The organism is Roseofilum sp. KMC-1 (genome assembly GCF_057802075.1).
The window spans coordinates 489,234-502,916 of the sequence record NZ_CM173605.1; the positions used below are offsets into that span (position 1 = coordinate 489,234).

A 13,683-nucleotide genomic window follows, 5' to 3' on the forward strand; every position below is an offset into this window, starting at 1 on the left:
ATTTAACTCACTCCTTAGTTTTTACCCGATCCATTGGGTCATTGTCGTGATATGGTTACTAAAATTAGGCGGCTATGAGAAACTGAAGTTGAGCCGCTCCTGAATCATTCTCAACTTTGAGCAAACTTTAGAACGACGATCGCATGGCAATTTTACATGGGAGTTGGTTAACTCAACATCAATTTGTGATTTGGGCAGAAACTTGGCGCAGAGTTGCTCCCCAAGAATACACTCCTTCATCGTTTGCTATTGCCTCCCATCCTTTTGCCCTGAGTGCCACAGAACTGCAAACTTGGTTACAGTCGAGCCAGATCCCGGAGTCGGTGCAAATGGCTCTACCCGATTTTAAGATGGTGGCGATCGCCCCAATACAACTGGCTTTACCGACTCTGCTCCAGTTTCCTGAGTCTGCACCGAAATCGAAATCTAAGCAAAATTCCCCTATTGTCTGTACTCCCCTATACTCGATCGCTGCTTCTGAAGACGTTGATCCGGCTCAATCCCCCTTAGAAAGGGGGACTTTCGCTACTGCTCCCCTTTTTAAACAGGGTTGGGGGGATCTCGATCTACCGAGTAAAAATGCCAAGGGCTGTATCAGTCTTCACCCTTGGCAAATTGAGGTACTCTGTCTGACTCCTGCACAAACCTTGCCCTTTCTCCAGAGTCTTCCCCTAGGATGGTTAGACTCTCAGCCCGCTTGGTTAGGCTGCGATCTGCGCTTTTGGTCTCAGATGAGCCGGTGGGGTTTAGACTTACTCGCTCGGTGTAAGTTTTTGCCCACCCTCAAGGCTGGGGGGGATGGTTCTTTAAACGCCCAATGGCAACCTTTACTCGATAGTCAGAGCGATCGCCATCGCTTGACTGAGTTTAGCCGCCTCATGCCCGGCAGTTGTCACACCTATCAACCGGCTGAGGATTGCCTCAAGCTGGATTTTCCCACAGCTCCCAAAACCTTGCTGTGGGACTTTTTGAGCCAAATTATCAATGGCGAGATCCAGAAGCAGGAGACTCCCTTACCCAATCTAAAAGGGGCGATCGCTCAATGGTTAGAAGGCTTAACGGGTAGCAGTAATTCCCTTTCCCCCACTCCCGAAATCGAGAAGCTCAAAACCACCCTCACTGAGTGGATGGCTCCCATTCAGCAGGTACATCAAGGGAGCGCTTTTAGCACTGTCTTAAAACTCCATCCTCCCCAAGGAAAAAGCCCAGATTGGCTACTTGAATATGGACTGCAATCTGTCGAAAATCCTGATTGCATGGTTGATGCCAATACCATTTGGAGCAATCCTGTAGAATCTCTAATCTATGAAGGCTATACAATTCATTATCCCCAAGAAACTTTTTTAGCCGGATTAGGATTAGCTTCGCGCATTTTTCCTCCTTTAGAAGAGAGCTTAAATACCTCCAAACCCCTATTTTGTCGGCTCAATCCCCAAGAAGCCTATGAATTTCTAAAAACGGGAGTCGGGCGATTGCGAGAAAGTGGATTAGGTGTAATTTTGCCCCCATCTCTCGCGCCGGAACAAGGCTTTGCCAATCGCTTAGGATTAAGTTTAGTTGCCGATACTCCCAAACACAAGAAAACCGAGCGCTTAAGTTTACAAAGTTTATTGCAATTTAAATGGGAATTAATGTTAGGAGGACAACGGGTTTCTAAAAAAGAGTTTGACCAATTGGTAGCCCTCGATTCTCCCTTGGTGCAGATTAATGGGGAATGGGTGGAATTGCGCCCCCAAGATGTGCGCGTGGCTCAGGAGTTTTTCACTAAGCGTAAAGACCAAATGAGTTTATCTCTAGAGGATGCCCTCCGCATCAGTACGGGAGATACGCAGATGGTGGAAAAGCTGCCGGTGGTTGACTTTCAGGCTTCCGAGCGGTTAGGGGAATTACTGACCCGTTTGATGGAGCCGCGTACTATTGAGGCGATCGCCGCTCCAGAGACCTTTAACGGACAGTTGCGCCCCTATCAATCTAGGGGCGTGGGGTGGTTGGCATTTTTGGAGCAATGGGGCTTAGGAGCCTGTTTAGCCGACGATATGGGGCTAGGAAAAACAATCCAGTTTCTGGCGTTTTTGTTGCTTTTGAAACAGCAGAAAAAGCTCGAAAAACCGACATTATTGGTTTGTCCCACCTCCGTTTTAGGTAATTGGCAACGGGAAGTTAAACGCTTTGCTCCCAGTTTGCAGATGGTGCTACATCATGGGGATAAGCGGTTTAAAAATAAGCAATTTCTTAAAGCGGTTGAGAGTAAAGATCTGGTGATTACTAGCTATCCCCTAGTCTTTCGAGACCAGAAAGACTTGCAAGCGGTAGAATGGCAAGGGGTGGTGTTAGATGAAGCTCAAAATATTAAGAATCCGGAGGCAAAACAGTCCCAAGCGGTGCGCGAGTTAACTTCAGAGTTTCGCATCGCGCTGACGGGAACGCCGGTAGAGAATAGGTTGCAGGAACTCTGGTCAATTATGGACTTTCTTAATCCTGGATATTTGGGAAATCGGCAGTTTTTCCAGCGCCGGTTTACGGTTCCGATTGAGAAATACGGCGATCGCCAATCCTTGCAAATCCTGCGATCGCTCTCCCAACCCTTTATTCTGCGGCGCTTGAAAACTGATCGCACCATTATCGAAGATTTGCCGGAAAAACAAGAAATGACCGTTTTTTGTTCCCTCTCTGATGAACAGAAGCAGCTCTATCAAGCATCCGTGGAAGAATCCCTAGAGAAAATCGAGCAAGCGCAAGGCATTCAACGCCATGGGGAAGTGTTAGCGCTGCTGACGAAGTTAAAGCAAATTTGCAATCATCCAGAGCAGTTCTTAAAGAAGAAAAAGCTGAAACAACCGGAAAACTCTGGTAAGCTGATGCGTTTGCGGGAAATGTTGGAAGAAGTTGTTGATGTTGGCGATCGGGCCTTAATTTTCACCCAATTTGCTGAATGGGGTAAATTGCTCCAACCCTATCTAGAAGAGGAATTTAAATCTGAAGTTTTCTTCTTATACGGCAGTACAAAAAGAGCGCAAAGAGAAGAAATGATTGACCGCTTTCAACATGACCCCCAAGGGCCAAAATTGTTTATCTTATCCCTAAAAGCAGGCGGTGTCGGCTTAAACTTAACCCGCGCCAATCATGTCTTTCACTTTGACCGATGGTGGAATCCCGCCGTAGAAAATCAAGCCACCGACCGAGTATTTCGCATTGGTCAAACTCGGAATGTACAAGTTCATAAATTCGTTTGCGAAGGTACATTAGAAGAAAAGATTAACGATCTCATTGCCAGTAAGCAAGAACTTGCTGAACAAGCTGTAGGTTCGGGAGAAAATTGGTTAGCCAATTTAGACTCTAATCAACTGCGAGACTTGTTATTATTAGAACAGTCGGAAGACTAGGATGGATAAAGTTTGGAGGTGGAGTGATGCCTGCTAAGGATATTTATCACAATGCGGTAAAGAATGCTTTAATTAAGGATGGGTGGACAATTACCGACGATCCCTATATTTTGAATATTGGGCGTAGAGATTTATTTGTCGATATCGGAGCAGAAAAGTTGCTTTCTGCGGAAAAAGGCGAGAAGAAAATAGCGGTAGAAATTAAGAGTTTTATCGGTAAGTCACGGGTTAATGATTTGGAGAATGCGTTAGGTCAGTATACTTTGTATGGCGACATTATGCGGGATATCGATCCAAACCGGATACTTTATCTTGCTATTACTAAAGATGTATTTGACACTCTTTTTCAAGAAGCTATTGGAGAAATTTTATTAAGAAATCAGCGTTTTAATTTGCTAATTTTTGAGAAAAAACAGGAGGTTATCGAGCGATGGATTCCCTAAACTATTATTACATTATCAAGGAAATTTTAGAAGATTACGCCAAGTTGCCCTATGCTCATGGGAATTTACAACGAAAATTGGCGATCGCAGAAGACCATCAGAATTATGTGCTGTTGACGGTGGGGGATGTGAATGGTAAGCGGGTTCACGCTTGCATCGTTCATTTGGAGGTGGTGGGGGATAAAATTTGGATTCATGAGGATGGGTTGGAGGATGGCATCGCCGATGATTTGTTACGAGCAGGTATCCCGAAGGACAAGATTGTTTTAGGATTTCATCCCCCAGAGGTCAGACCTCATACCGGGTTTGCTGTGGGTTAAGAAGTGATTAAAGATAATCGAGTTTTGTTAATTGTAGTAGATACAGCGAAGGAGGCACTGGTCAAATGGCTGACGCAGAAAATTACCGCACGATCGTCAAACGAATATTGACCGACTATTATGGTATGAAGATTCATCAAGTCCAGAAAAATCCTCAATGTGAACTCAGCGATCGTCTAGCTTTAGATGAAATCAGAGATGAATATCTTTGGTTTCGCTTTGGCTGGAACGATACAGCCATTCGCGCTGTCATGAAGTACAAGAGGCAAAGATCCCCCCAACCCCCCTTAAAAAGGGGGGCAGTGAAAGTCCCCCTTTTTAAGGGGGATTTAGGGGGATCAAAATGTACCGCATAAAGCGCGAAAAATGCTGTAAAAAGCTAGTACAGCATATCATTATCTATTTGAAAATTAAAGATAGCAAAGTTTGGGTGGAACAAGACGTAACGAATTTCTGTATTGTCGATGATTTACTCGCTGCGGGCATTCCTCAAAATGATATTGTTTTAGGGTTTCATCATCCTAGCAAACGGCATTTCACCGAATTCGCCACAGCTTAATTTATGGGCTTAAAATATAATTGACCTTCAGGTACTAGATTTTCGGGAAAAAATCATGACCAACCCATCCAATGAACAAACCGGAATTATCCGTACAGAACGAGGACTCACCATTGCCGGGACACGGATTACGATCTACGATATCATGGACTATGTGACCGCTCAATATCCGCCTAAGTTTATTAAGGGATTATTTGACCTAACAGAAGCACAAATAAACAGCGCTTTAACGTACATTGAAGAAAATCGCGCTTTGGTTGAAGCGGAGTATCAACAAGTTCTGAAGGAAGCCGAAGAACTGCGGCTATATTATGAAGAAAAAAATCGCGATCTGATTGCTAAAATTGCTGCCATGCCCCCGAAACCGGGAACCGAAGCAGCATGGGAAAAACTGCGAGCAGCCAAAGCCAAACGCGAGGCTAAAGCATGATTTTTTTGATCGACCATAATCTCAATGGACATGCCATGGTTTTCTTTGGTTCTATTGTCAATCAAGGATGGCTCGATCTGGTTCCCATTCGTTTTGTCACTTTTGAACAAATGGAATTGCCAATCAATAGCGACGATCGCGTGGTTTGGCGACTAGCACAAGAAAATGAGATGATTTTGCTCACAGCTAATCGCACGATGAAAGGCAAGAATTCCTTAGAGCAAGTGATGCGCGAAGAAATGACTTCTGCATCCCTCCCGCTGATTACGATTAGTGATGCCGATCGCTTGTTCAATGACTCTCAATATCGCGATCGTTGTGCAGTTTGTCTGGTGGAAATTGTGCTGGATATTGATGTCTATATGGGTGGAAGTCGGCTTTTCATCCCATAAGGTTGGGTTGAGTGCGATCGCCGTTCTTCTGCTACTGGGTAGAAGTGACGCGATCACGCCTTTCTCTTTTGCTCCGAAATCGCACGCTTTTCTAACTGTTGGGGAGTCCCTTTCAATAGTCGAGACAACTAATAATTTACATCTGAGCAACTTGTCTCATCAACTCATTCAGTTCCCCATCAATAGCATTTAATTGCTCCGAGAGTAACTTTAACTCCTGAATCTTTTGGTCAACATTAGCTTGGCCTTTTTGCTTTTCAGCCAAAATTGAGTTATAGCGCTTCGCCCTCGTCTAGTTACAAGTTAGAATAGAGAATGTACAACTTTCGAGCAGGTCTACTCGCGATGGCAAGTGCTTATAGTCAAAAAATCCGAATACGGGCCTTGGAGCTGATAGGAAATGGTGTACCAATCAGCCAAGTGAGTCGGGCACTGAAAATTAGCCGCCCAACCCTTTATAGATGGAAAGAAACCAAAGAAAAAACCGGTTCGACAGTTCCTAAAAAAGGCAGACCTCCAGCTCAACCTTGTGGGATTAAAGACTGGGAAAAGTTCAAAGAATTTGTCGATGCTAACCCTGACAAAACTCAAAAAGAATTAGCCAAATTATGGGGTGATGTCAGTCATCATACAATTAGTAGAGGGTTAAAAAAAATGGGTTACACTCGTAAAAAAAAAACTTATGGTTATCAGGAAAGATGTGAGGAGGAACGGTCTGAGTTTAGGCGTAAACTAGCTCAATATAGATCAAAACAGGTAATCTACATGGACGAAAGCGGGATAAATAATAATGAAAGCTATCCTTATGGATGGAGTCAAAAAGGGGAAAGATTATATAGTATGCGACCCGGAAAACGCCAAGATAGATTAAGTATTATCGGCGCTTTATGTGACGGAAAAATCTTGGCTCCGATGGTATATCAAGGATATTGCACAGCCAAGGTGATCGAGACTTGGTTGGAAAAATGTTTATTGCCAGAGGTGGAAAAAGGTCAGGTAATTATTATGGATAATGCTCCTTTCCATAACTCCCGTAAAATTAGAGAACTAATTGAAAAAGCGGGATGTGAATTGCTGTTTTTGCCTACCTACTCTCCTGACTTAAACCCAATTGAACATTGGTGGCAAAAAGTAAAGACAGCAATTAGAAAAGAGTTGCCTCTTCATGACTATAATATTCATAAAGCAGCAGACGCAGCATTCCAGTATTTGTAAATAGACCAGCGCGAAGCGCTATAACTTGAGTCCGAACACTTTGAATCTCGCTACCAAGTCCTCTATCTACACCGTTCTCAATTTCTTTAATCTTAGCAGCAACCGCATTAGCTACTTCATTGGGCTGGTTTGATGCTTGCAATTGAACGTTGTATTCTTTCCCGACTTGTTGCTTAACCTTATCGTTAATCCCATTAACCTTAATCAATCCTTGTAATGAACTACTACCAAGTATTGCTGGAATTAATATCCAAGGATTCAGTCCAGCAAAAGCTATGGTTACTGCAATAGTAGCCAGTTGAGGAATCAGACTTTTGAGCATTTCCTTGTAACCAAATAACCCTCCGATGGCGGCTGAACCATAATCCATCAATACAAAACCAGCAATACCAGAAAGAATGCGATTAATAGGAGAAATTTTAGTATCTTCTACCTGTACATCTAGCTTTGATACTTTAGTTCCAGAAACTTCAACACGCACTCGATCTAAATCTGAGCAAAACTTACCTGCTTTGTCTTCTAATTCCTTGAATAGATCGTCTAAACGGCTTCCTAAAAAGGGCTGTAACTCCTGACGTTGCCATTGGGTAAACTCCTTCTCTACTTTGCTGGAAAGATGTTGAGTTACCTCTTCAACAACTCTTTTCGCCGCTGCTTCCATTTTGAAAATATCTTTTGAGAATAGTTTGACACCTTCTTGGATTGTATATTCCTTCACCCAGTCATCAACTTTGTCACCGACTCGATCCAAAAGTTGGCGAGCTTTACCCCGAACTAACTCTTTAATATCCTCACGGAAGTTCGATATTCTTCTCACTATGCTTTCACGCTCTTTCTCCAATAGTCGCAATGACTCCTGGGCATCAGCATATCGTCTTTCCAAGATTTGTAAATCCGTTCTCAACATAGCTTCTCGCTGAGGAATAATTTTTCGGGACTCCTCAATAGACATTCGGAAAACTTTTTCTGAACGAACAATTTTTACTCGCCCTCGTTCCTTAGATAAAAACGTTGCCAGTGCTTGCTCTACAAGTTCTATACCAGAAGCCTTAATCCGGTTCGCGTCGTTATTTAAATAACCTTCTAAGGCATCGACAGCCGTGATGAAAAAGATACCATTGGTTCCTTGTTTGGTTAGATTTCCAAACTGGGATAAGCCATGTTTTTTGACTCGTTCTCGCTCTTCTTCTCTACGAATATCATTGAAGCGATTGCAGATAAAAAAGATATCCTCATGACCGCAATTACTCAACAATTCGATCATCTTCTGTTCGGAAATTGACGGGCCGAGTTGTTCGCAAGACAGAACAAAAAGCACAGCATCGACTCTTGACAAGTAATCCACCGTGACTTGCTGGCGCACTTCATTTTCATTCAGTCCCGGAGAATCAATAATTTCTACACCATTGCGACAGAGTTCTAAAGGCCAAAATAATTCCACCTTTTCATAGGGGCTTTCTTGGCCTTCTTTTTTACCAGAGTCTTTAATAACAACATACTCCTCAATTTTGTCCACAGGTATTTCCTGGGGCGATCGTGGTGAACCAGAAGCAGGCTTTTTGTGATATAGCATCGCTTTCTGCTTATCTCCCCATTTAACTTCATTAATGATTGCAGTAGTTGGGGTTGAGTATGCTGGTAACACTTTTTGTCGCAACAAAGCATTAATAAAAGTGCTTTTTCCCCGCTTGAACTCACCAACCACAAGTACCTTGAAATTATCTGTAGCAATCCGCTCTTCCAATTGGTGAATAGTTGCCTCTGTTTCTTTCATATCCAGAGAATGTAACACATCTATTTGCTGCTTTACTAAAACAGCTAGGGCGTTACGTTTTTGTTGAAATAACTGATATTGTCGATCGTTAGAGTTCATAGTAGTCTCCTTTTGACTATTAGATAGAGTTAGCCAGTGAGATTAGAAAGATTGAGTTAGGTAACTGATTTAATACATCAACGTAAATTGACTTTTATTTGCAGTTGCCTTCGCTCAATCTCCGCTAAGTCAGCTTGAATGGTCGCTTGCAACTGTGTCAACCGCTGCAATTCCATTTTTTGCTCGTTCAACATACCATCCACAACAGATTTGTAGTGAGTCATGTAATCATTAATCCGCTGATTGATGGCTGTCTTCAGATTGTCTGCGTCTTTTCTTACAGTTGGTTGCACTTGTTTTTTTATTTCAGCAAAGCAGTTATAAATTTTAGGTCGAATTTCATTCCAAATCTTTTGCTTGCGATCATTAAGCAATCCACGAAATACATGAGAAAAAAAGCCCGCCATTGCATTACCAAAATTTGAACTATTGAGTTGTTGTGCAGAAGAAATAACTGAATATGTATTGATTGAGATATTACTGTTTGTGAACCCCGAATTAGTTTCAACACGCCCACCTAGTGCTTCTAAGCTCTGATAGACTTCAGTGAATTTTTTATCAAAATATTGCCCAACTTCCTGTGCAGACCGAGAAAGATTCCGGCATTCATTTTGAATACTATCACTTAGTAAGTTTTGTTGGTCTCGTAAAATTATTCCAACTTTAGTATTAACAACATACTTAAGATCGTCCCAATCACGTGCGCCAAAAATAGCCTCTTTTACTTTAGCATTAGTTCGATCTCTAAAATTATCAACATAATCGTTTATTTTATTTTCCGATCGAGTAGTATTTCTATCGATCATATTAATACACTTTCTATATTGTTGACTCTTAAAAGATTCAATATCTTGAATTGTTTCCTTCTGAATTTGATATTCTTTTTCCTTGTGTTTATTCCATTGATATTGTAAATAACTTTTAATTTGATTAAATAGTTGACCAAATAAACCTTGGAGATTTTCACTGATAATGGCATTTCGTTCAGCTTTTAAGCGTTCTATGATTTCAACCTGCATTTGCGTGAATTGGTCGATCCAAAAAACAGGGTTATTTACTCGATGCTCCTCCGCAGCAACATCATCCATAACAACTTGAGCCGAACATGAATACAACCTAGAAGGATTAATTTCTAGTTTATCCACCAATCTGTCTCGTACATTAGCCAACATTTTATTATGTTCTTTCTGGCGAATTTGATCCATACGACTGACAACAAATATGCAGCGATTTAGATAAGGACGTATTGTAGAGATGAGAAATTCTACTAAACTGTCAGTTAAAGGCTGTGTAGCGGGAATTATGATAATAGCAACATCAGCTTCTTTTTCGACAACTTCTCGTGTAACTTGTGCGTGTCTGGTATTAGGAGCATTAGTACCAGGTAGGTCAATGATCACGATATTATTTTGTAGAAAAGTAGCGGGATGACTAATATTTATCTCGATAACTTCCTTTGCTATATCTTCTTCAGATGTAACTTGGTTAATAAAGTCTCTAATATCTATACCGTTAGCCGTGATATCTCTGGATGTAACTACGTTTTCAGGATTATCTGACTGTCGATAAAAAAATGCGACAAACAATACTATGAAACCACAAGAAATTAAAAATAGTGTTATATATGAGTAAAACAGAAATATAGAACTAAATACCAAAAGTATAGCAATAAGACTCCATCTAGAATTGTTTTTTTGCTGAATAAGACTTGGTACATTCGTAAAATGTACTTTGGCATCTATGTTTTTACCGTAGCTTAGTCTAGTAGCAGCAGCAGTTGTTACTAAAGCTGATGTTTTGAGTAAATTATCACGGAGTAAGGCATTGATAAAGGTACTCTTGCCGCTAGAAAACTCTCCAATTACTGCTAAATACAGATTTGGATCGTTCTGTCTTTGCTGAATACGTTGTATTAGTTGACATAATTCGCCTCTTTGTGATTTGGGAAGCTGCGATCGAACTATTACATCTTTTGCAAATTGTATATGATCATCCATGATCATCCACAACAAGTATCATTTACTATTGTACTACTCTAATCTATATCTGAGAAAGTAATCAAGTACAAAAAGCAGTATTTGGTACATAATTTCTCGAATTATCCTGAGTGAATTTAGTAGGATTTGGTATAATTGAGTTGACAAAGTAGGATTTAGTAGAGTATGTTACAAGAAATTTCTAGATGTATCTAGTTATGAACGATCTTGAAGATATACTACAATGGGTTGACCAGTTGATATTGGATAAAACGGGAAAAAATCTGACATCTATACAGTCAGCCATATTGAGGGGTTCGTGGGAAGGGAAAAAATATCCTCAAATTGCTCAAGATTTTCATTGCAGTGAATCTCATGTTAAGACAGAAGCCGCTAAGTTATGGGATAAGCTGCGGGAAGAATTAGGAGAAGACCTGAAGAAATATAATTTTCGTTCTAAGGTAGAGAAAAGAAATAGAGTTTCTCAATCTTCCCCATCTAGCCACTGTTCACAAGTTAATACTATTAACCAAGTTGATACTGTTAACATTGATAGCCCATTAGTACAAAATATCCAAGCTCCCAAAACCCGATCGCCAGCTTCCCCAGACTCCACCCCCCAACATCCCTCACCCCTCATCGACTTAACCGACGCACCAGAACTCGCCGACTTTTACAACCGCACCACCGAACTCTCCACGCTGAAACAGTGGATATTAAAAGAGAAGACGCGCTTAGTCACCATCTACGGTTTGAGTGAAATGGGCAAAAGCACCCTCACCCGCAAACTCATCGAAGACATCCAGACAGAATTTGACGCTATTATCTGGCGCAGTCTCAGCCATACCCCCACTTTATCGACGCTGCAAACCGAACTGAAAGACTTTTTAGCCCCCTCTCAACCGAACCCATTACCAACCCTGCTTGACACTTTTCGCCACACTCGCTGTTTAGTCATCCTCGATGATGTGCAGAGTATTTTTCAACCCGGTAAACTCGCGGGGGAATATTTAAGCGACTATAAAGACTATGGCCAATTTTTTAAACAAATCGCCAGAACACTGCACTACAGTTGCGTCATTCTCCTGAGTTGGGAAAAACCGAGAGAAATTGACACATTAGAACGGACACATAAACACACGCGCAGTTTGCATCTAAACGGATTACAATCTGAGGCTGAGGCAATTTTTAGAAAAGCGGAATTAGTGGACGAGGAAAGCTGGCCAGAGTTAATCAACTTGTATCAAGGTCATCCAGTATGGTTAACGATTATTGCGGCAACAATTCGGGAACTTTTTGATGGTCAAGTTTCCCGCTTTTTAGCCGATCCCCCCCTTGAAAAGGTGAGGCAAAGAGAAGAGCTATATTTAGGAGACTTAAAACCCATTCTAGAAACTCAATTAGAACGATTATCAGACTTAGAAAAACGAGTGATGGTTTGGTTAGCTCGTCAGGAGGGAGGGATCGATCTGGTGGCAAAATTGCCCGATCGCGAGTTCTCTAAATCCCAATTATGGGATGGGATGCGATCGCTAGGAAGACGGGGATTAGTGGAAAAACAATTAGCAGCAGAGCGATCGCACTTTGTCCTCCATCCCCTCTGGCAACAGTATTGCCTTGAGCTACAATAGTCGGTAGCGTGGCTGACAAACCCGGTTTCTGGGTTCACAATAATTAAATCATCATGTCCTATGGCACAACTCACCCTCAATATTCCTGACGAACTTGCTGAACGTCTCCGACCTCTACAGAATCAACTTCCGGAACTCCTCTGGCAGTTGTTAGAAATTCATGGATACTCTGAATCAACTCCATCTACAGCAAGTCATTCTCACCCAGAATCTTCTGCTGTGTATCAAGAAATTCTTGAGTTTCTGCTCCAGCGTCCTACCCCAATGGAAATTTCTGATTTTAAGGTTTCACTAACAGTTCAGAAGCGGTTGCAGACTTTATTAGACAAGAATCGCGAAGATAGACTAACTCCATCAGAAACCGCCGAGTTAGATGCTTATGAACAGCTGGAACACTTGATGTTATTACTGAAAGTGAAAGCCTATTCTGTGATGCAATCATGATCGGTTCCCAATTGCGTAAGCTGGTTACAGAACGGGCAGAAGGACGTTGTGAATACTGTCTAATTCATCAAGATTTTTCTATTTATGCTCACGAAATAGACCACATTATCCCTATCAAACATGGCGGAAAAAACCATCCTGATAATTTAGCTTTGTCTTGCTTATACAGTGATAAAAACTAGGGGAAAAACATGAATTCATACGGTATAGAGCGGGAATGGTGGACACAACAATGGTTAGATTTGCTCAATTCCTATCGGTTCAAGAAACGACTAGAACGGGGTCGAAATTATGCAAGAGAAGGGCATGTTTTATCGATTCAGTTTCGCGAGCAAAAAGTAGTAGCTGAAGTGCAAGGAAGTGATGATGAACCCTATCGTCTTTCAATTTGGTTAGATGCCTTTAGCTCAGAAGATTGGGATCATGTGATTGAAACTTTATCGGAAAAAGCGATTTATGTGGCCAAGTTGTTAGCAGGAGAAATGCCGGATAATATTGAATCGGTATTTGCTGCTAATGGGTTAAGCTTATTTCCGTTTACATTGAATGAAGTCCATTCTCGATGCAGTTGTCCGGATAAAGCAAATCCCTGCAAACATATCGCGGCAGTGTATTATTTATTGGGCGATCGCTTCAGCGCCGATCCCTTTGTGCTGTTTCAGTTGCGCGGAAAGAGTAAAGATGACATTATCTCTGCCCTGCGCGAACAGCGAGGAATTGCAGCAGAAAAGCCAGAAAATGAACCCCTACCTTTGACCTATCCGAAAGTTGCCCTAGACCAATTCTGGCGCTACGATCGCGAGTTAGAATCCTCCCTCGTAGTCATTACTCCCCCAGGGAGTTCAGAAACAGTGTTAGATGTACTAGGTCTAATAATCACTGAGCGAAGCAAAAACACCGAATCTAAACTATTAATGGCATACCTCAAAAGCTTATATCAAGAAGTGAGCCAAAGCGCCACCCGATCCGCTTTGCGGGGAGATTACCCGCAAAGCTAAATAAGGCTAAACCGTCCAG

The 13,683-nt window shown here is 41.8% G+C and carries 13 protein-coding genes and 2 pseudogenes; 12 read left to right on the forward strand and 3 right to left on the reverse strand.

Going from position 1 to position 13,683, the window contains the following annotated elements; translation table 11 throughout:
* Window positions 1–143: 143 nt before the first annotated feature.
* From AC3FZD_RS02405 to AC3FZD_RS02435, 7 genes and pseudogenes are all read left to right on the forward strand, one after another.
* Window positions 144–3,383, forward strand: coding sequence for a DEAD/DEAH box helicase (locus AC3FZD_RS02405; protein WP_488738600.1), 3,240 nt, complete (start codon window positions 144–146; stop codon window positions 3,381–3,383).
* Window positions 3,384–3,409: 26 nt separating this feature from the next.
* Complete coding sequence (locus tag AC3FZD_RS02410) at window positions 3,410–3,826, forward strand: element excision factor XisH family protein (RefSeq protein ID WP_488738601.1); 417 nt, start codon at window positions 3,410–3,412, stop codon at window positions 3,824–3,826.
* Window positions 3,814–4,146, forward strand: coding sequence for a XisI protein (locus AC3FZD_RS02415; protein WP_283752404.1), 333 nt, complete (start codon window positions 3,814–3,816; stop codon window positions 4,144–4,146). Before AC3FZD_RS02410 ends, AC3FZD_RS02415 begins: the two co-directional genes overlap by 13 nt.
* A gap of 65 nt (window positions 4,147–4,211) precedes the next feature.
* Window positions 4,212–4,502 carry an element excision factor XisI family protein gene (locus AC3FZD_RS02420; protein ID WP_488738602.1) on the forward strand — a complete coding sequence of 97 codons (291 nt, stop codon included), beginning with the start codon at window positions 4,212–4,214 and terminating at the stop codon, window positions 4,500–4,502.
* A gap of 17 nt (window positions 4,503–4,519) precedes the next feature.
* A pseudogene (locus tag AC3FZD_RS02425) lies at window positions 4,520–4,705 on the forward strand (element excision factor XisI family protein); the annotation flags it as partial.
* Between the two features lie 55 nt (window positions 4,706–4,760).
* Entirely contained in the window at window positions 4,761–5,135 is a 375-nt protein-coding gene (locus AC3FZD_RS02430) for a DUF433 domain-containing protein (protein ID WP_488738603.1), read from the forward strand.
* A complete protein-coding gene (locus AC3FZD_RS02435) occupies window positions 5,132–5,527 on the forward strand; it encodes an ACP S-malonyltransferase (protein ID WP_488738604.1) in 396 nt (131 codons plus the stop codon). The genes AC3FZD_RS02430 and AC3FZD_RS02435 overlap by 4 nt, the downstream gene beginning before the upstream one ends.
* 136 nt (window positions 5,528–5,663) lie before the next feature.
* Here the strand turns inward: AC3FZD_RS02435 and AC3FZD_RS02440 are convergent, their stop codons facing one another.
* Window positions 5,664–5,792 (reverse strand): hypothetical protein, encoded by a 129-nt coding sequence (locus AC3FZD_RS02440; RefSeq protein WP_488738605.1) that lies wholly within the window; start codon window positions 5,790–5,792, stop codon window positions 5,664–5,666.
* 80 nt (window positions 5,793–5,872) lie between these two features.
* Here AC3FZD_RS02440 and AC3FZD_RS02445 point away from each other — a divergent pair, with 80 nt between their 5' ends.
* Window positions 5,873–6,742, forward strand: coding sequence for an IS630 family transposase (locus AC3FZD_RS02445; protein ID WP_488736318.1), 870 nt, complete (start codon window positions 5,873–5,875; stop codon window positions 6,740–6,742).
* Here AC3FZD_RS02445 and AC3FZD_RS02450 read toward each other — a convergent pair.
* Complete coding sequence (locus tag AC3FZD_RS02450) at window positions 6,672–8,615, reverse strand: dynamin family protein (protein ID WP_488738606.1); 1,944 nt, start codon at window positions 8,613–8,615, stop codon at window positions 6,672–6,674. The genes AC3FZD_RS02445 and AC3FZD_RS02450 overlap by 71 nt on opposite strands.
* A 77-nt stretch (window positions 8,616–8,692) precedes the next feature.
* The gene (locus AC3FZD_RS02455) at window positions 8,693–10,612 is read right to left on the reverse strand and encodes a dynamin family protein (protein ID WP_488738607.1); all 1,920 of its coding nucleotides are present in this window, start codon (window positions 10,610–10,612) and stop codon (window positions 8,693–8,695) included.
* Between the two features lie 197 nt (window positions 10,613–10,809).
* Here AC3FZD_RS02455 and AC3FZD_RS02460 point away from each other — a divergent pair, with 197 nt between their 5' ends.
* From AC3FZD_RS02460 to AC3FZD_RS02475, 4 genes and pseudogenes are all read left to right on the forward strand, one after another.
* Window positions 10,810–12,222 carry a helix-turn-helix domain-containing protein gene (locus AC3FZD_RS02460; protein WP_488738608.1) on the forward strand — a complete coding sequence of 471 codons (1,413 nt, stop codon included), beginning with the start codon at window positions 10,810–10,812 and terminating at the stop codon, window positions 12,220–12,222.
* A 60-nt stretch (window positions 12,223–12,282) separates the two neighbouring features.
* Window positions 12,283–12,666 carry a hypothetical protein gene (locus AC3FZD_RS02465; RefSeq protein ID WP_283761958.1) on the forward strand — a complete coding sequence of 128 codons (384 nt, stop codon included), beginning with the start codon at window positions 12,283–12,285 and terminating at the stop codon, window positions 12,664–12,666.
* Window positions 12,663–12,845: pseudogene (locus tag AC3FZD_RS02470) on the forward strand (HNH endonuclease); the annotation flags it as partial. The gene AC3FZD_RS02465 and the pseudogene AC3FZD_RS02470, both read left to right, overlap by 4 nt.
* Before the next feature lie 12 nt (window positions 12,846–12,857).
* Window positions 12,858–13,664 (forward strand): SWIM zinc finger family protein, encoded by an 807-nt coding sequence (locus tag AC3FZD_RS02475; RefSeq protein WP_488738609.1) that lies wholly within the window; start codon window positions 12,858–12,860, stop codon window positions 13,662–13,664.
* Window positions 13,665–13,683: the final 19 nt, after the last annotated feature.

Excerpts from the sequence above, each read along its gene's own strand:
- AC3FZD_RS02405 (WP_488738600.1), top strand. The coding sequence starts at position 144 with ATGGCAATTTTACATGGGAGTTGGTTAACTCAACATCAATTTGTGATT.
- AC3FZD_RS02410 (WP_488738601.1), top strand. The coding sequence starts at position 3,410 with ATGCCTGCTAAGGATATTTATCACAATGCGGTAAAGAATGCTTTAATT.
- AC3FZD_RS02415 (WP_283752404.1), top strand. The coding sequence starts at position 3,814 with ATGGATTCCCTAAACTATTATTACATTATCAAGGAAATTTTAGAAGAT.
- AC3FZD_RS02420 (WP_488738602.1), top strand. The coding sequence starts at position 4,212 with ATGGCTGACGCAGAAAATTACCGCACGATCGTCAAACGAATATTGACC.
- AC3FZD_RS02430 (WP_488738603.1), top strand. The coding sequence starts at position 4,761 with ATGACCAACCCATCCAATGAACAAACCGGAATTATCCGTACAGAACGA.
- AC3FZD_RS02435 (WP_488738604.1), top strand. The coding sequence starts at position 5,132 with ATGATTTTTTTGATCGACCATAATCTCAATGGACATGCCATGGTTTTC.
- AC3FZD_RS02445 (WP_488736318.1), top strand. The coding sequence starts at position 5,873 with ATGGCAAGTGCTTATAGTCAAAAAATCCGAATACGGGCCTTGGAGCTG.
- AC3FZD_RS02450 (WP_488738606.1), bottom strand. The coding sequence starts at position 8,615 with ATGAACTCTAACGATCGACAATATCAGTTATTTCAACAAAAACGTAAC.
- AC3FZD_RS02455 (WP_488738607.1), bottom strand. The coding sequence starts at position 10,612 with ATGGATGATCATATACAATTTGCAAAAGATGTAATAGTTCGATCGCAG.
- AC3FZD_RS02460 (WP_488738608.1), top strand. The coding sequence starts at position 10,810 with ATGAACGATCTTGAAGATATACTACAATGGGTTGACCAGTTGATATTG.
- AC3FZD_RS02465 (WP_283761958.1), top strand. The coding sequence starts at position 12,283 with ATGGCACAACTCACCCTCAATATTCCTGACGAACTTGCTGAACGTCTC.
- AC3FZD_RS02475 (WP_488738609.1), top strand. The coding sequence starts at position 12,858 with ATGAATTCATACGGTATAGAGCGGGAATGGTGGACACAACAATGGTTA.